Origin of the sequence: Caballeronia sp. NCF2, assembly GCF_023631205.1 — a bacterium.
In the GTDB taxonomy this organism is placed as follows: domain Bacteria; phylum Pseudomonadota; class Gammaproteobacteria; order Burkholderiales; family Burkholderiaceae; genus Caballeronia; species Caballeronia zhejiangensis.
The window spans coordinates 76,697-92,983 of sequence record NZ_JALQDN010000064.1; the positions used below are offsets into that span (position 1 = coordinate 76,697).

A 16,287-nucleotide genomic window follows, 5' to 3' on the forward strand; every position below is an offset into this window, starting at 1 on the left:
TGCGCCGGACACGCGCGGGCGCGTATGGTCCGGCGCGTCGTGCATGTCGCTTCAGGCAGCCGACGCCTTCAGATCGTGACGGTCACGACGAGCCCGCGCGGCGCGGCATCCGCGAGTTCGATCGTCGCGCCGATGCGCGCCGCGATCGTGCCGACGATCGAGAGCCCGAGGCCCGAGCCGTCCGCGTCGCCGCCGAGCACGCGATAGAACGGATCGAAGACGCGCGCGCGTTCCTCGGGCGCGATGCCCGGCCCGCTGTCCGCCACGCGAATCCACGGCCGCGCATTCGAAACGCCCGCCGCGAGATCGACGCGGCCGGCCGCCGGCGTATAGCGAATCGCGTTGTCGACGAGATTTTTCACCATGATGGTGAGATCGGCTTGCGGCGCGTGGATGAACACGTCGTCGCTACTCGATACGCCGATGTCGATGTCCTTCGTCTCCGCGAGCGGCATCAGATCTTCGAGAACATTGCGGAAGACGTCCTGCACGCGCAAACGCGCGGTATCGGCGTCGGTGCGTTGCTGCAGGCGCGCGAGCGTCAACAGTTGATGCAGCAGCGAGCGCGTGCGCGCAAGGCCGCGCCGCAGCGCGTCGAGCCGTTCGCGCGCGCTGTCGGGCAACTCGGCGGCGTCGAGGCGCTCGGCCTGCAGCGACAGCGCGGTCAGCGGCGAGCGCAGTTCATGCGCGGCATCGGCGACGAAGCGGCGCTGCAGCGCCACCGACGCCTCCACGCGCGCGAGCAGCCGGTTGATCGCGACGACGAAGGGCGCGATCTCGCTCGGCAGCGCGTCGCGGGAAAGCGCGGAGAGATCGTGTTCGGGCCGTGTGTCGAGGCTCGCCGACAGCGCGCTCAGCGGCCGGAACATGCGGCGCACGATCAGATGCAGCGCCGCGAGCAGCACGAGCGCGAGCGCGGCGAAGGGCATCACGGTGGCGAGCGCGCCGTTGCGGGCGATCTCGTCGCGGCCCGCCGTCTGCTGGCCGATCACGACGCGCGTGCCGTCATCGAGCGTCTTCACGACGAGACGCCAGCGCGTGCCTTTGACGATCGCGTTCTGCAGGCCGTCGCGCAGATCGGACGCGACCGGCAGCGGCGCTCGCTCGCCGATCGTCTGGATGACGAGCTTCGACTCAGGATCCGCGCCGTCGACGCGGCCGAGCGCTTCACGCTGCATCGTCGCGAGCGTGCGCGGCGTGACGAGCGCGGCGACCTGCTTCAACTGGCCGTCCTGCAATTCGTTGGCCTCGTGGAAAGCCGTCTGGAACGCGATGACGCCGCCCGCCGCCGCGATCGCGACGATCAGCGCCGACAGCCAGGCCGACAGCCTGAACTGAAGCGAACGCGTCATGGCTGCTTAGAGACCATCCAGCCGACGCCGCGCACGTTCTTGATGGCCGTCGCGCCGAGCTTCTTGCGCAGCGAATGGATCAGGAATTCGACGGCGTTGCTTTCCACTTCCTCGTTCCAGCCGTAGATGCGGTCTTCGATTTCCGCGCGCGAGAGAATCGCGCCGGGGCGGATCATCAGCGCTTGCAGCAGCGCGAATTCGCGGCTGGAAAGTCGGATCGCGATGTCGCCGGAGGTGGCTTCGCGCGTGGCCGGATCGAGCGTGAGCACGCCGTTCGACATGATCGGCGCGGCCTGCCCGCCGCGGCGGCGGATCACCGCGCGCATGCGCGCTTTGAGCTCGGAGATGTCGAAGGGCTTGATGAGGTAATCGTCGGCGCCTTCGTCGAGTCCGCGAATGCGTTCATCGACGGAATCGCGCGCGGTGACGATGATGAGCGGCACGTGATTCGCCCCGCTGCGCACGGCGCGCAGCACCGCGAAGCCATCGGCGCCGGGCAAGCCGAGATCGAGCAGGATCGCGTCGTAGACGTGCGTGGTGAGCGTCGTGAGCGCGAGCTTGCCGTCGCGCACCCAGTCGACCGCGTAGCCGCCGTCGCGCAGTTCGTTCTGAACCGATTCGCCGATCATGCGATCGTCTTCGACGAGCAATACCCTCATGGCGTGTCTCCGGGCAGTCATGGCGTCCGACGGCGGCGCGCGGGGGCTGGGGCGAGCGTGTGATTCATCTTGCGGCGTCTTGGCGTTCGGGAAAGCCGCAAGATTAGAAGACGAAAGCTTAGGAAATGCTTAGGAATTTTCTGTCCGCGTTTAATACGCGGACAGCGATTTCATCGATTCGACCGTCAGAACGCGTGCCGCAACGCGACGCGCGCGACGAACTGCTCCGAATTCGACGACACACCCTGCGTGCCGGGAATGAACGCCTGATCCATCACCGAACCGGTCGAACTGCCCGCGATCTTCTGATAGACGCCCTGCACGTAGACATCGGTGCGCTTGGAGAGGAAGTAATCCGCCATCAGACCGGCCGAATGGATGTGCGGCTTCACGGTGCCGGCGGTCGAGTCGTACGTTTCCATCGAATAGACGTACTGACCGCCGACGAAGAACGCCGGCGTGAACTGATACTTCCCGTTCACTTCGAAGTTCTGATAGCGCAGGTTGTTGAGCGTGTTGCCCGCCGATGCCAGCGACCCGCCGATATAGCCGTTCGTCACCGGATCGCGATAGCTGGAGTTCGTGTACGCGAAGCCCGCCGTCGCCTTGCCGAACGTGTAGTTCACGCCCGCGCCGAAAATCTGCATGCGCTGCGCGATGAAGCTCGCGTCGTTTGTGGCGATTGCGCCGTTCGCGTTCATGCCGACGCCATCCGCGCGCAAGTAAGCCGCGCCGATCAGAAGGCCGCTGTTCGCATACGACGCGCCGATGCTGTACTGCCGGTTGTTCGCGAAGTTCGTGTCGTTGCTGAAGCTGTACGTGCCGCCGAACCTGAAGCCGCCGAACGACGGGCTCGCGTACTTGACCGTGTTGTTCACGCGGAACGAGTTGTCGGTGTTGTCGTTGTCGAACGGATGCGCGAAGAGATAGCCGGCGAAGTTGCCGTTGGCCGTCGTCGGCGCGAGATAGTCGACCACCGAATCGTACTGACGGCCGAGCGTGACGGAGCCGAGACGGTTATCGGTGACGCCGACGTAGGCCTGCCGCCCGAACATGCGTCCGCCCTGGCCCGCCGCGCCGTTGCTCAAATTGATGCCGCTTTCGAGCTGGAACACGGCCTTCGTGCCGCCGCCGAGATCTTCGACGCCGCGCAGGCCCCAGCGGCTTCCCGACGCATAGCCGCTCGTCAGCTCATAGACACGATTCCCGCCGACATTGCTCGTGTAGTCGAAGCCTTCATCGAGGACGCCAAACAGCGTGACACTGCTTTGAGCATGAGCTGAAGTCACGATACAGGCGAGCGAGGCGAGGGCGATTACTTTGATTCTCATGAAAGTCTCAAGTCTTTTACTTATTCGTCAAGAAGTCCTAGCCATGAGGCTCGGCGAGGACGGCGAGCGACGGATTGTGCGCGATTAAAGGGACGCCGCAAAAGGATTTAGTCGAACAGCGAGCGCGAGTTTTTTGAATGTTTTTCCAGCGAATTCTTCGCTTGTCGTTGCAGCGCGAGGCACGAAAGAATGGCCCGCAAATGCGTTGCCTTGTCGCAGCGGTCGTCCGATTTCCCGGCGGCCGGGCGTCGTGGCGCGCAGCGATCAAGGAAACCGCCACATGAAGCCAGAACGCAATTTTGTGAACGGACGTTTCGTCGAGCCCGTGAGCGATGACGTAACCGCCGTCCTGAATCCCGCGACCGAAGAGGTGCTGGGCCACGTTCACAATGCGTCGCGCGAGCAGGCGCTGCTCGCCGTCGATCAGGCCGCCGACGCGCAACGTCTGTGGCGCGCGATGCCTGCCGCGGAGCGCGGCGCGCATATGCAGCGCCTCGCGGATGCCATCGTCGAAGCCTCCGCCGATATCGGCGCGGCGCTCGCGGCCGAGTCCGGCAAGAGCCTGCTCGACGCGACCAACGAAGCCGTCTACGCCGCGCAGATCACGCGCTATCACGCGGAATGGGCGCGCCGCATCGAAGGCGAAGTCATTCCGAGCGATACGCCGAACGAAAATCTCGTGCTGCATCGCGAGCCGATCGGCGTTGTCGCGTGCCTGATTCCGTTCAACTTCCCCATCTACACGCTGATGCGCAAGGTCGCGCCGGCGCTGATCGCGGGCAACACGGTCGTCGTGCGTCCGAGCAACAACACGCCGCTGTCGGCGTTCGAACTGGCGCGCGCCGTCGAGCGTGCGGCCTTGCCCGCCGGCGTCATCAATGTGCTCGCGATGGATCACGCGACCGCCGGGGTCGTCTGCACGCATCCGAAGGTCGGCATGATTACCTTGACGGGCAGCGTCAACGCGGGCCGCAAGGTGCTCGAATACTGCAAGGCGAACATCGCTAAACCTTCGCTGGAACTGGGCGGCAAGACGCCCGCGATCGTCGAGCCGGACGCCGATCTGCAGAAGGCCGCGCGCGAACTCGTCGCATCGAAGCTCACGCACAGCGGTCAGCTTTGCACGGCGATCGAACGCGTCTATGTGCACGAGCGCATCCACGACGAATTCGTCGGCCTGCTGCGCGAGCAGATGAAGGCGAAGGCGATCGGCGATCGCTACGAGGACGCGAGCCACATGGGTCCGCTCGTGAACAAGGCATCGCGCGACGGCATTCACGCGATGGTCCGCCGCGCGATCGAAGCGGGCGCCACGCTGGAAACCGGCGGCGAAGTGCCGGATCGCAAGGGCTTTTTCTATCCGCCGACGCTGCTGTCGAACTGCCGTCAGGACATGGAAATCGTGCAGGAAGAGACGTTCGGCCCGGTGCTCGCGGTGCTGAAGTACGCGACGATCGACGAAGCGATCGCGATGGCGAACGATCATCAGTTCGGCCTTTCGTCGGTGCTCTACACCGAGAACTACCGCACGGCGATGAAGGTCGCGAATTCGATCGAAGCGGGCGAGTTGTACATCAACCGCACGCCCGCCGATCCGTATCAAGGTTTTCACGCCGGCTGGAAGCGCTCCGGCATCGGCGGCGACGACGGCAAGCACGGCATGCTCGAGTTCACGCAGACGCGTCTCGTCGTCATGAAGTACTGATTCTCGCGGCCGTTTCCGGCCGCATTCCTTTTCTCACACTCTACAAAAACATAGTGAAGGCCCAGCCGCGCGGCGTCCGCACGCCGCGCGCCGCTGCCCTTCGAGGAGCACGCCTGTGTCATCGAATCCCGCTCAATCCGGCCAAAGCGTGGCGACGCCGCGCGAAGGCAAGCGCGCCGACCGCTATATCCAGCTCGCGCTGCTCGTCATCGCCGCCGGCGCCATCTATCCGATTCTGTATCTGCGGCAGGTGTATCAGCCGACGATGCTCGAAGTCTTCCATATCACCGAAGCGCAACTCGGCTATCTCTACTCCGCGCTCGGCACGATCTTCCTCGTGTGCTATTTGCCGAGCGGCTGGCTCGCGGATCGCGTCGCGCCGCGCCTGCTCATCAGCTTCTCGCTGATCGCGACGGGCGCGCTCGGGCTGTGGTATTCCACCGCGCCGTCGTTCGCCTCGCTGATCGTGATCTTCGGCGGATGGGGCCTGACGACCGGCCTCACGTTCTGGGCCGCGATCATCAAGCGCGTGCAGACGATCGCCGCCGCCGACGAGCAAGGCCGCTTCTTCGGCTTTCTCGACGGCGGGCGCGGCCTGATCGAAGCGCTGCTCGCGACCATCGCGATCGGGCTGTTCGCCTGGGTCACGCAGACGCGCGGCGATTCGACGGTCGCGGGCTTCCGGCTCGTCGTCTACATGTACGCGTTCCTGTGCATCGGGCTCGGCGTCGTGCTCGGCCTCGTGCGCGATCCGCAAGGCGCGCAGGCGGCGGCTGCGGCGAAGCGCGAAAAGCGCAATGTGCTGCGCGATCTCATCTCGCTGATGAAGAATCCGCAACTCGCGCTGCTTTCCGCGATCGTCTTCTGCGGCTATCAGGTCTTCTGGTCGACTTACAGTTTCTCCGCTTATCTGCATGAGAAGGAGATCGGGCTGTCGGTGGTTCTGGCCGGCTTCATCACGACGCTGAAACTCTGGATGCGCCCGATCGGCGGCATCGGCGGCGGCTTTCTCGGCGATCGCTTCTCGAAGACGACCGTGCTCATCGTCGCGCTCTTCTCCGCATCCGCCGCGCTCATCGTGCTGATGGCCGCGCCCGGCATTTCGAGCCATGTGCTCGTCGCGGTGCTCGTGCTGTTCATCGGCGTGATGACGTACGCGATTCGCGGGCTTTACTGGTCGCTGCTCGATCAATGCAAGGTGCCCGCCGAAACGATGGGCCTCGCGATCGGCCTCGTGTCCGTCGTCGGCTATTCGCCCGATGCGGTCCTGCCGCTCATCAACGGCTATCTGACGCAGAACTATCCGGGCGTGTACGGATATCAGCTGTACTTCGGTTATATCGCCTTCATGTCCGCGCTCGGCGGCGTGGCGGCCATCATGTTCAAACTTCGACTCAGGAAGCTGGGAGCGCAACAGTGAAGATCGCCGCACTGGAAACACATATCGTCGCCGTGCCGCCGCCGCATATCGGCGGCATGTACTGGATTTTCGTGAAGCTGCGCACGGACTGCGGCATCGAGGGCGTCGGCGAGATTTATTCGGCGACGTTCCATCCGAAAGCGATGGCGCCGATCATCGAAGACGTGTTCGAGCGCTATCTGCTCGGTCACGATCCGCATCATGTCGAGCGCTTCTATCGCGAGGCGTATTCGAGCGGCTTCACGCAGCGCCCCGATCTCACGATGATGGGCGTCGTCAGCGGCCTCGAAATGGCGTGCTGGGACATCATCGGCAAGGCGGCGGGCAAGCCCGTCTACGAACTGCTCGGCGGACGCGTGCATGAACGTCTGCGTTCGTACACGTATCTCTATCCGAAGAACGCGCGCGGCGAATACGACTACGACGATCCCGATCTCGCCGCCGAATGCGCCGCGCACAACGTCGCGCTCGGCTTCACGGCCGTCAAGTTCGATCCGGCCGGCCCGTACACCGCGTATTCGGGGCATCAGATTTCGCTCGAAGTGATGGACCGCTGCGAGACGTTCTGCCGCAAGGTGCGCGAGGCGGTCGGCAGCAAGGCCGATCTGCTGTTCGGCACGCATGGTCAGATGGTGCCGTCGTCGGCGATCCGTCTTGCGCAGCGCCTCGAGAAGTTCGATCCGCTGTGGTTCGAGGAACCGGTGCCGCCGGGACAGGAAGACGCGATGGCGCAAGTCGCCGCGAAAACCAGCATTCCGATCGCGGCCGGCGAGCGCCTCACGACGAAGTACGAGTTCTTCAAGCTGCTCGAAGCGAAAGCCGCGTCGATCCTGCAATTCAACGTGGGACGCGTCGGCGGTCTGCTCGAAGCGAAGAAGATCGCGAGTCTCGCCGAGGTGTACTACGCGCAGATCGCGCCGCATCTTTACAACGGTCCGGTCGGCGCGGCGGCGAGCATTCAGATCGCCGCGTGCTCGCCGAACTTCCTGATTCAGGAAAGCATCGAGACGTGGGGCGGATTCCACGCGGAAGTGCTCAAGACGAAGATTCGCTGGGAAGACGGCTACATCATTCCGTCGACTGAGCCGGGCCTGGGCGTCGAACTGAACATGGACGTCGTGCGCGCGCATACGCCGTACACGGGCGAGCGTCTGCATCTGCAGATGGCCGCGAAGCCCGCCGACGTGAAAGATCTCGCGCCCGCCAAGGGCTGAACGGAAAAGCAGAAAACATGGAATTCGATTACATCATCGTAGGTGCGGGATCGGCGGGCTGCGTGCTCGCCAATCGTCTCACCGAGTCCGGCGAGCATTCGGTGCTGCTGCTCGAAGCGGGCGGCAAGGACGATTCGTTCTGGTTCAAGGTGCCGGTCGGCTTCACGAAGACCTACTCCAACCCGCAATACAACTGGATGTACTACAGCGAGCCGGAAGCGCAACTGAAGGACCGCTCGCTGTATTGCCCGCGCGGCAAGGTGCAGGGCGGCTCCGGCTCGATCAACGCGATGATCTACGTGCGCGGCCAGCCGCACGATTTCGACGACTGGGCGCGCGCCGGCAACGCGGGCTGGGGCTATCGGGACGTGCTGCCGTATTTCCGCCGCCTCGAATCGCACTGGGCCGGCGACACGCCGTATCACGGCGCGAACGGCAAGATCAGCATTTCGTCGATGAAAGAGGGCGCGCACGCGATCTGCGGCACGTTCCTCGAAGGCGCGCGGCAAGCGGGCTTTCCCGTGACCGGCGACATCAACGGCCCCGATTACGAAGGCGCGACCGTGTATGACATCAACGCGCGCAATGGCGAGCGTTCGTCGAGCAGCTTCGAGTATCTGCATCCGGTGCTCGGGCGCAAGAATCTGCGCGTGGAGCGCAATGTCAGCGTGAGCCGCGTGACGTTCGACGGCAAGCGCGCGACCGGCGTCATCGCCACGCGCAACGGCGAATCGCTGCAGTTCCGTGCGAAGCGCGAGGTGATTCTGTCGGCGGGCGCGGTCGATACGCCGAAGCTCATGCAGCTTTCCGGTCTCGGCGACGCGGCGCTGCTCGCGAACCACGGCATTCCGGTCGTGCACGAGTTGCCGGCGGTCGGCAAGAATCTGCAGGATCACTTGTGCGTGAGCTTCTACTATCGCGCGACGGTGCCGACGCTGAACGACGAACTCTCCTCGCTCTTCGGCAAGGTCAAGGCGGCGATGCGGTATCTGACATCGCGCAAGGGCCCGCTCTCGATGAGCGTGAACCAGTCGGGCGGCTTCTTCAAAGGCGATGACGACGAGAAAGAGCCGAACCTGCAGCTCTATTTCAATCCGCTTTCCTATCGGATTCCGAAGAGCAGCAAGGCGCAGCTCGAACCCGAGCCGTATTCGGGCTTCCTGCTGTGCTTCAATCCGTGCCGTCCGACGAGCCGCGGATCGATCGAAATCGCGTCGAACCGCGTGGAAGATGCCGCGAAGATCAGCATCAACGCGCTGACGACGCCGAAGGACATCCGCGAAGCGGTGCAGGGCAGCAAGCTCGTGCGCAAGATCATGAGTTCGGCCGCGCTGCAGGCGATTACGGCAGAAGAGATTTCGCCGGGACCGCAAGTCGAAAGCGATGCCGACATGCTCGAGTATTTCCGCGAGCAGTCGGGCTCGATCTATCACCTGTGCGGTTCCTGCGCGATGGGACCGGACGCGCGCACCGCGGTCGTCGACGAGCGCCTGCGCGTGCATGGCATGCAAGGCCTGCGCATCGTCGATGCGTCGATCTTTCCGAACATCACGTCGGGCAATCTCAACGCGCCGGTGATGATGGTCGCGGAGAAAGGCGCGGACATGATTCTCGACGATGCCCGCACGGTCATCGAACAGGTGTCGGCGCCTGCGGAGCCTGCCGCGATCGCGTGATGCACGCGGGCGCGAGACATGAAACGTCTTCGCGCCCCGAAGCGGCATAATTTGCCTCGATTCGTAAAATGTCGCCCAAGAGCGATACGTTCCGGCGCGGATACGTGTTCAATGCGCCCGTCGAACGCCAGGAAGAGGAGACGGAATTGAAGCGAAAAATGCCTGCCCTGAATGCGCTCAGGGCTTTCGAAGTCGCCGGGCACACCGGCAGCTTCACGCGCGCGGCGGAAATGCTGCATGTGACGCAAAGCGCGGTGAGCCGGCAGGTGCGTCAGCTCGAAACGCAGCTCGGCGAACCGCTGCTGTTGCGCCGCCATCATTATCTGGAGTTGTCGGCGACGGGGCGGCTCTTGCTGCAGGCGCTCAGAATGTCGTTCGATCGCATCGAACTCACGGTGCGCAGCATTCAGGAAAAGACTCATCTGACGCGCTTGCGCGTCAATGCGCCGCCTACCTTCGCGCGCCGCTGGCTGATGCCGCGGCTGCAATCGCTGCGCGCCGCCGCGCCGGAACTCGAAATCACGCTGACTACGCGCCTGAAGGACGATCTCGTCGAATCGGGCGCACTCGACTGCGCCATCCGCTTCGGCAATGGCGAATGGGACGGCCTCGACAATGAGTTGCTGATGAACGAGCGGCATATCGCCGTGTGCTCGCCCGCGCTGCTCGCCGAGTGCGATACGACCGGCATCGATCTGAACGCGTTCACGCTGCTGCATGTGCTCGCGGCGAGCGATCAGCGCTATCTGACGTGGCAGCACTGGCTCAAGGCGGCGAACATCGACAATGTCGATACGCGCGGCGGCTACGAATTCGATCTGCTCGACAACGCGATTCGCGCGGCCACCGACGGCCTCGGCGTCACCATCGCCGATCGCCACATGATCGGGCACGAGTTGCGGCAGGGGACGCTCGTGCCGATCGTCGATGTCGAAGTGGACGGGCATCAGTCTTACTGGCTTGTGACGCGCACCGGCCAGGACGACGCGCCGCAAGTCGCGCTGTTTCGTGAATGGCTGCGCGGCGAGATCGGGAAACAGACGCAGGCGCTCGGCGGCAAGCGTAGCGCGTTCGTCTGAAGGAGCCGACCGTGCGGCGCTTGCCATCTCTGACCGCGTTGCGCTTTTTCGAGGAAAGCGCGCGCCATATGAGCTTCAACAAGTCGGCGGCGGCGTTGTGCGTGACGCCGGGCGCGGTCAGCCGTCAAATTCGCCTGCTCGAAGATGCGCTCGGCACGAAGCTTTTCGATCGCGATCACAAGGGCATCCGGCTCACGAAGCAGGGCGCGGAATTGCTTGCTTGCCTGTCGGAGGCGTTCGATTCGATCGAGCGCGTCACGCGTTCGCTTTCCAACGTGCAACGCAGCGAGCGCAAGCGTCTGACCGTGATCGCGCCGCCGACTTTCGCGACGCGCTGGCTCTCGCCGCGACTGGGTTCGCTAATGGACGCCGTGCCCGACATCGATCTCTCCGTTCGCACCGATGCCGTCGAAGACCGTCAGTGCAGCATTCGCTTCGGATACGAGGCGCGGGCGGATCATCGGTCGGAGCTGCTGTTCATCGAGCGGCATGTGCTCGTCGGCGCGATGAAGTTGGCGGGGCAGCCGGTCGAAGCGCTGCTGAAGCGGCTGCCCGCGCTGCATGTGCTGCACAACGATGCGCGGCTCACGCTCTGGCCCAACTGGCTCGATGCCGCCGGTTTGCCGCGCGCGTTCGGCGAGAACGGCATCGAGTTCTCGACACTCGATCAGGCGATTCACGCGGCGCGCGCGGGATCGGGGCTGGCGGTCGTCGATCGCAACATGATCGCGGATGAACTGCATGACGGGTCGCTGGTTCTGCTGTCGCCGGTGGAGTCGACAGGGCCTTACGGATATTGGCTGGATATCGCGCCTTCGTTCGCCGGGGCGGATTCCGTGCAGGCGTTCGCGGAATGGCTGCGCGGGGAGGGAGCGAAGGCGGCGCGGGATTGAGTGCGCGGCCTTCGCCTTTGCGTTACTTGCAATCGAGTTCGGCGGATCCTGGCTCGTCGATCCGATATCGGCACTCATCGACTCGCTTCTCAAGGGTGAAGTCCCGCGTTTCCTTGTCGGCGTAGACGCACTGAACGGTCACTGAGCGGCCGTGATCGTAGACGTAGCCGAGTTTCCAATAGCCCCGCTTGGCATCGCCATGATCCGCAATGAGCCGGACGTGTTCTTCCGGCTTTCCGTCGAAGGCCGCGACGTATTGGAGATGCGTGCCCGGCAACGCGGGACACGCGATCGCTTCCGCCTTCGCGAGTCCGCTGACGCTTGCGGCGAGGAGCAATGTCGTCAGACAGGCGAGCGTCTTACTCGACGACATAGAATTTGTCTCCGTTGTTGACGTCGGAGCCTTGGCCCCAGCGCAAGATGCGCGGTCCAATGGGCTTGGGCGGATGCGCGTATTGGTCATATACCGTTACGCCGACGGGACTCTGACTGACATAGATTGCAGCGTGCCCGTGGAAGTGTCGGTGATTGTCGAATGTGGCGATGACGGTCCGCTCAACGATGTGCGGGTTGTTTTTAATAGCAGCTCCTTTTTTCCATGCAATCGTGGCCGGCAGCGACGGACATACTTGCTTGACATAGGAGACGCATCCGCCGCAATAGTCCGGGTGGCCAGTGCGACCATCGGGTGGCGCATCGTCGTAAGGACCGTGTGCGGATCATGGGGCGCATACCCAAGTGTTCAGCCGCGCCGAGGGTGAGTTCTTGTAGTTTGAACTGATATAGCTCATGGCGAAAACGATCGAGATGTTCAGAATGACGAGACTGTCAAATGACAGGAAAATCTCTGTCGGCAATGACGCGAGTCAACGTCCCGCTTCGCGCCTTGTCCTCTCGGCGCTCACCTCAACGGTAACAACTATGTCGGACGGCCTCGACGCGTTTATTCCGAATCTGCCATGAAACGCGGCAACGTTTCCGTTGCCGCGCGTTACTGCACCTGGCCTCACCCCCCACTCGCCTCACTCAACGTCAGATGCTTCGTCTCCGGCGCCCACGCGATCGACACGATCATCCCGACGAGCAACACCGCCGCGAGCGCGAGCATCGTCATCTGCACGCCGGCCTGCGCGATCCCGATAGGCAAAAGAAACGTCCCCACCGCCGATCCCAACCTGCTGCACGCGATCGACAGTCCCACACCGCACGCCCGCGCCTCGGTCGGAAAGCACTCCGGCGGAAACACGCCGACGAGATTCGAGAATGCCGACATCGTCAGCGTGAAGACGCCGAACGCGACGATCATCCCCACATTCGCCGACGACGGCAGCACGCTCAACGCAAACAGCGACAGGCAGCACACCGCGAACGACCCGATCAGGAACGAGCGCCGCGACAGCTTGATGGTCAGCCAGATGCCGATCAGCGCGCCGAGCACGAGAAAGCCATTGAGCAGCAGATCGGCGCCCGATCCTTCGGGCAGACGGATCGCCGTGAGAATGCTCGGCAGGAACGTGTAGATCGCAAAGTACGGAATCACGAGGCACACGAAAAACGCGCAATTGAAGATCGTGCGGCGAATCAGATCCGGCTTGAAGAGCCGCGCGAAGCCGCCCTTGCCCGCGAAATGCTCGCCCGTATCGGCTTCGAGCGTGACGTTCGGGCCGAAGTGCTTGCGCACGATGCGCATCGCTTCATCGACGCGGCCTTTGCCGAGCAGCCAGCGCGGCGATTCCGGCGTGCCCACGCGCATGATGAGCACCAGAAACGCCGGCACGCCGGCGGAGGCCAGCAGCCAGCGCCACGCATCGGGCGTCGCGTCGGCGTAATGCATGCCGAGCACGTTCGCGATCACATAGCCGATCGTCCAGATCACGCTGAACGAGCCGAGCAGCACGCCGCGATGCTTGCGCGGCGAGAACTCCGCGAGAATCGCATGACCGACCGCGAAATCGCCGCCCATGCCGAAGCCGATCAGCACGCGCAAGCCGACGAGCATCGCGGGCGTCGTCGCATAGAACTGCGCGAACGCGGCCGCCGTGATGATGATGAAGCTCAACAGGAAAATCTTCTGACGTCCGAGCTTGTCCGAAAGCCAGCCGAACACGAGACTGCCGAGAAAAATGCCGATCAGCGCGGATGAACCGAGCAGGCCCATCCAGAACGCGTCGAGCGGAATCTGTTTGTTGAGCGACGACAGCGCATAACCGATCGTGCCGAGCGCATAACCTTCGGTGAAGTGCGCGCCGAACGTGAGGCCCGCGATCTTGATGTGGAAACGGTTCAGCGGCACATCGTCGAGCGCGACGCGATTGCGCGTCGTATCGAAGGGCGCGGCGGCGCCCGGGGCGAGCGGCTGCGCGCTCAGGCTTTGCATGTCCAAGAGTATCTCCTCCACCTCGAGTGGAGCGGCGCATCGACGCCGCAAGAAAACCGCGCACGCGATAGCGTTATGTTTCGTGCATGCGCGGTATGGCGATGATTCAGCGGCCGAGTCCGGCCATCATCATGTACTTGAGTTCCGTGTATTCATCGAGTCCGTACTTGGAACCTTCGCGGCCCAGTCCCGACTGCTTCACGCCGCCGAACGGCGCGACTTCCGTCGAGATGATGCCTTCGTTGATGCCGACCATGCCGCTCTCCAGCGCCTCCGCGACACGCCACGCGCGGCCCAGATCGCGCGTGTAGAAGTACGCGGAAAGGCCGTACGGCGTGTCGTTCGCGGCGGCGATGACGTCTTCTTCCGTCGCGAAGCGGAAGCACGCGGCGACCGGACCGAAGGTTTCCTCATCGGCGACGAGCATCGAAGGCGTGGCGTCCGCGAGCACCGTCGGCTCGTAGAACGTGCCGCCGAGCGCGTGCGGCTTGCCACCCGTCAGCACCTTCGCGCCTTTGCTCACGGCATCGGCGACATGGGCTTGCACCTTCATCAGCGCGGCTTCGTTGATGAGCGGCCCCTGATCGAACTCGCCTTCGAGCCCGTTGCCGACGCGCAGCTTGTGCACCGCGCGCGTCAGCGTTTGCGTGAAGGCATCGTAGACGCGGTCCTGCACGTAGAAGCGGTTCACGCACACGCACGTCTGCCCGGTATTGCGGAACTTCGACGCGATCGCGCCTTGCACGGCGGCGTCGATATCGGCGTCGTCGAACACGATGAAGGGCGCGTTGCCGCCGAGTTCGAGCGACAGCTTCTTCAAGGTATCCGCCGATTGCTTCGCGAGCAGCTTGCCGACGCGCGTCGAGCCGGTGAACGAGAGCTTGCGCACATCGGGCGATGCGGTCAGCGTCTCGCCGATGGCGACCGCATCGCCCGACACGACGTTGAACACGCCTGCCGGAATGCCTGCTTGCTCCGCGAGCACCGCCAGCGCGAGCGCGGACAGCGGCGTTTCCTCGGACGGCTTCAGCACCATCGTGCAGCCCGCGGCCAGCGCGGGACCGGCTTTGCGCGTGATCATCGCGAGCGGGAAATTCCACGGCGTGATGGCGGCGACGACGCCGACCGGCTCGCGCGTCACGACGATCTTCGCGTTCGGCTTCGGACTCGGGATGATGTCGCCGTAGCTGCGCTTCGCTTCTTCCGCGAACCATTCGAAGAAACTCGCCGCGTACGCGACTTCACCGAGCGCTTCGGCAAGCGGCTTGCCTTGTTCGCGAGTCAGCAGTTCGGCGAGGGTGTTGCGATTGGCGAGCATCAGTTCGCCCCAACGCTTCACGCGCGCGCTGCGTTCCTTCGCGGTCAGCGCGCGCCATGCGGGGAAGGCGCGCTTCGCGGCATCGATCGCCTGCTGCGCTTCGGCACGACCGCCGCGCGCGACGTTCGCGATGGACTCGCCCGTCGCCGGATTGCGCACGGGATACGTGCCCGCGCTTTCGCGCCATGTGCCGTCGATGTAGTGATTCGTCCGCATCAGATCGATCATGCCGCGCGCTCCATCGCTTGTTCGAACACGCCTTGCGCCGCACGCGCCTCGCGCGCGATGCGCCGCCCCGCCGTGTAGTCGTTGATGAGATCGCACGGCGTGTAGTTGCGCTCCAGCTCGTGCAGTTCGTCGTCGTCGAGCTTCGTGTCCAGCGCGGCGAAGGCGCTGTCGAATTGCGCCGGCGAATCCGCGCCGACGAGCATGGACGCAATCCCGGGACGGCTCAACACCCACGCCTGCGCGATCTGCGCGGCCGGCACGCCGCGCCGCGCCGCGACGCGCGCGACCGATGCCGCGATGTCCTGCGACGCGCGATCGCCATACATTTGCGCGGTGAAGAAATCGGTCTGGTTGCGCGTGGATTTTGCGTCGGATGTGAGCAGGCCGCGCGCGAGCGGACTGAACACGGACACGCCGACGCCCTGATCGATGCAGTACGGAATCATCTCGCGCTCTTCCTCGCGATACGCGACGTTCAACTGCAACTGCATGTTGATCGGCTTGTGCCAGCCGTGGCGCTCGCACGCCTGCACGATCTTGGCGAACTGCCACGTATACATCGTCGATACGCCGATGTAACGCGCCTTGCCCGCGCGCACGATGTCGTCGAGCGCGTGCATCGTTTCTTCGACGGGCGTGTTCACGTCGAAGTAATGCAGCATGTAGATATCGACGTAGTCCATGCCGAGACGCTTCAGGGAGCCGTCGATGCCGTCCATGATGTGCTTGCGCGAGTGGCCGCCCGCGTTCGGATGGCTCGCCATGTCGTAGCCGACCTTCGTCGTCACGACGACTTCCTCGCGCGCAACGAGCCGCTTCAGAATGCGGCCGACGACTTCCTCGCCGACGCCCGTCGAATAGAAATCCGCCAGGTCGATGAAGTTCACGCCGTAGTCGAGCGCGTGCTTCACGATCGGCTCGCTTTGCGCTTCATCGAAAATCCACGGCTTCCATTGCGGCGTGCCCATGTTCATCGTGCCGAGGCACAGGCGCGAAACCTTCAGGCCGGACTGGCCGAGACGCACATATTCCATT

At 64.0% G+C, this 16,287-nt stretch carries 14 protein-coding genes; 6 read left to right on the forward strand and 8 right to left on the reverse strand.

The window, feature by feature from the left end; all coding sequences use genetic code 11:
• Positions 1-68: 68 nt before the first annotated feature.
• The 3 genes from NCS02_RS23455 to NCS02_RS23465 all read right to left on the reverse strand — a co-directional run bounded on the left by NCS02_RS23455 (position 69) and on the right by NCS02_RS23465 (position 3,342).
• Positions 69-1,352 (reverse strand): ATP-binding protein, encoded by a 1,284-nt coding sequence (locus NCS02_RS23455; RefSeq protein ID WP_250503458.1) that lies wholly within the window; start codon positions 1,350-1,352, stop codon positions 69-71.
• Positions 1,349-2,011, reverse strand: coding sequence for a response regulator transcription factor (locus NCS02_RS23460; RefSeq protein ID WP_250458076.1), 663 nt, complete (start codon positions 2,009-2,011; stop codon positions 1,349-1,351). Before NCS02_RS23460 ends, NCS02_RS23455 begins: the two co-directional genes overlap by 4 nt.
• Before the next feature lie 185 nt (positions 2,012-2,196).
• Positions 2,197-3,342: a porin gene (locus tag NCS02_RS23465; RefSeq protein WP_175982058.1), complete on the reverse strand. Its 1,146-nt coding sequence runs from the start codon at positions 3,340-3,342 to the stop codon at positions 2,197-2,199.
• A gap of 280 nt (positions 3,343-3,622) precedes the next feature.
• On the opposite strand from NCS02_RS23465, the gene aldA reads away from it, so the two are divergent.
• From aldA to NCS02_RS23495, 6 genes are all read left to right on the forward strand, one after another.
• Positions 3,623-5,047, forward strand: a complete 1,425-nt coding sequence (gene aldA, locus NCS02_RS23470) for an aldehyde dehydrogenase (RefSeq protein WP_250503460.1) — start codon at positions 3,623-3,625, stop codon at positions 5,045-5,047.
• 115 nt (positions 5,048-5,162) lie between these two features.
• Positions 5,163-6,467, forward strand: coding sequence for an MFS transporter (locus NCS02_RS23475; RefSeq protein ID WP_250503461.1), 1,305 nt, complete (start codon positions 5,163-5,165; stop codon positions 6,465-6,467).
• Positions 6,464-7,681, forward strand: coding sequence for a mandelate racemase/muconate lactonizing enzyme family protein (locus NCS02_RS23480; RefSeq protein WP_008347267.1), 1,218 nt, complete (start codon positions 6,464-6,466; stop codon positions 7,679-7,681). The genes NCS02_RS23475 and NCS02_RS23480 overlap by 4 nt, the downstream gene beginning before the upstream one ends.
• A 17-nt stretch (positions 7,682-7,698) precedes the next feature.
• A complete protein-coding gene (locus tag NCS02_RS23485) occupies positions 7,699-9,357 on the forward strand; it encodes a GMC family oxidoreductase (protein WP_250523306.1) in 1,659 nt (552 codons plus the stop codon).
• A gap of 158 nt (positions 9,358-9,515) precedes the next feature.
• Positions 9,516-10,436, forward strand: coding sequence for a LysR substrate-binding domain-containing protein (locus NCS02_RS23490; protein WP_033535896.1), 921 nt, complete (start codon positions 9,516-9,518; stop codon positions 10,434-10,436).
• A gap of 11 nt (positions 10,437-10,447) precedes the next feature.
• Complete coding sequence (locus NCS02_RS23495; protein ID WP_175982054.1) at positions 10,448-11,329, forward strand: LysR substrate-binding domain-containing protein; 882 nt, start codon at positions 10,448-10,450, stop codon at positions 11,327-11,329.
• Between the two features lie 22 nt (positions 11,330-11,351).
• Here the strand turns inward: NCS02_RS23495 and NCS02_RS23500 are convergent, their stop codons facing one another.
• The 5 genes from NCS02_RS23500 to NCS02_RS23520 all read right to left on the reverse strand — a co-directional run bounded on the left by NCS02_RS23500 (position 11,352) and on the right by NCS02_RS23520 (position 16,286).
• Entirely contained in the window at positions 11,352-11,702 is a 351-nt protein-coding gene (locus tag NCS02_RS23500; RefSeq protein ID WP_250523307.1) for an STY0301 family protein, read from the reverse strand.
• On the reverse strand, positions 11,689-11,946 hold the full coding sequence (locus NCS02_RS23505; RefSeq protein ID WP_284504390.1) for a BPSL0067 family protein: 258 nt from the start codon (positions 11,944-11,946) through the stop codon (positions 11,689-11,691). The genes NCS02_RS23500 and NCS02_RS23505 overlap by 14 nt, the downstream gene beginning before the upstream one ends.
• Positions 11,947-12,335: 389 nt before the next feature.
• Complete coding sequence (locus tag NCS02_RS23510) at positions 12,336-13,706, reverse strand: MFS transporter (protein ID WP_008347276.1); 1,371 nt, start codon at positions 13,704-13,706, stop codon at positions 12,336-12,338.
• A gap of 106 nt (positions 13,707-13,812) precedes the next feature.
• Positions 13,813-15,252 (reverse strand): NAD-dependent succinate-semialdehyde dehydrogenase, encoded by a 1,440-nt coding sequence (locus NCS02_RS23515; RefSeq protein ID WP_250503469.1) that lies wholly within the window; start codon positions 15,250-15,252, stop codon positions 13,813-13,815.
• Complete coding sequence (locus NCS02_RS23520) at positions 15,249-16,286, reverse strand: aldo/keto reductase (RefSeq protein WP_250503471.1); 1,038 nt, start codon at positions 16,284-16,286, stop codon at positions 15,249-15,251. Before NCS02_RS23520 ends, NCS02_RS23515 begins: the two co-directional genes overlap by 4 nt.
• Position 16,287 lies beyond the last annotated feature (1 nt).

Coding starts and splice junctions, on each gene's coding strand:
- NCS02_RS23455 (WP_250503458.1), bottom strand. CDS start 1,352: ATGACGCGTTCGCTTCAGTTCAGGCTGTCGGCCTGGCTGTCGGCGCTG.
- NCS02_RS23460 (WP_250458076.1), bottom strand. CDS start 2,011: ATGAGGGTATTGCTCGTCGAAGACGATCGCATGATCGGCGAATCGGTT.
- NCS02_RS23465 (WP_175982058.1), bottom strand. CDS start 3,342: ATGAGAATCAAAGTAATCGCCCTCGCCTCGCTCGCCTGTATCGTGACT.
- aldA (WP_250503460.1), top strand. CDS start 3,623: ATGAAGCCAGAACGCAATTTTGTGAACGGACGTTTCGTCGAGCCCGTG.
- NCS02_RS23485 (WP_250523306.1), top strand. CDS start 7,699: ATGGAATTCGATTACATCATCGTAGGTGCGGGATCGGCGGGCTGCGTG.
- NCS02_RS23490 (WP_033535896.1), top strand. CDS start 9,516: ATGCCTGCCCTGAATGCGCTCAGGGCTTTCGAAGTCGCCGGGCACACC.
- NCS02_RS23500 (WP_250523307.1), bottom strand. CDS start 11,702: ATGTCGTCGAGTAAGACGCTCGCCTGTCTGACGACATTGCTCCTCGCC.
- NCS02_RS23510 (WP_008347276.1), bottom strand. CDS start 13,706: ATGCAAAGCCTGAGCGCGCAGCCGCTCGCCCCGGGCGCCGCCGCGCCC.
- NCS02_RS23515 (WP_250503469.1), bottom strand. CDS start 15,252: ATGATCGATCTGATGCGGACGAATCACTACATCGACGGCACATGGCGC.
- NCS02_RS23520 (WP_250503471.1), bottom strand. CDS start 16,286: ATGGAATATGTGCGTCTCGGCCAGTCCGGCCTGAAGGTTTCGCGCCTG.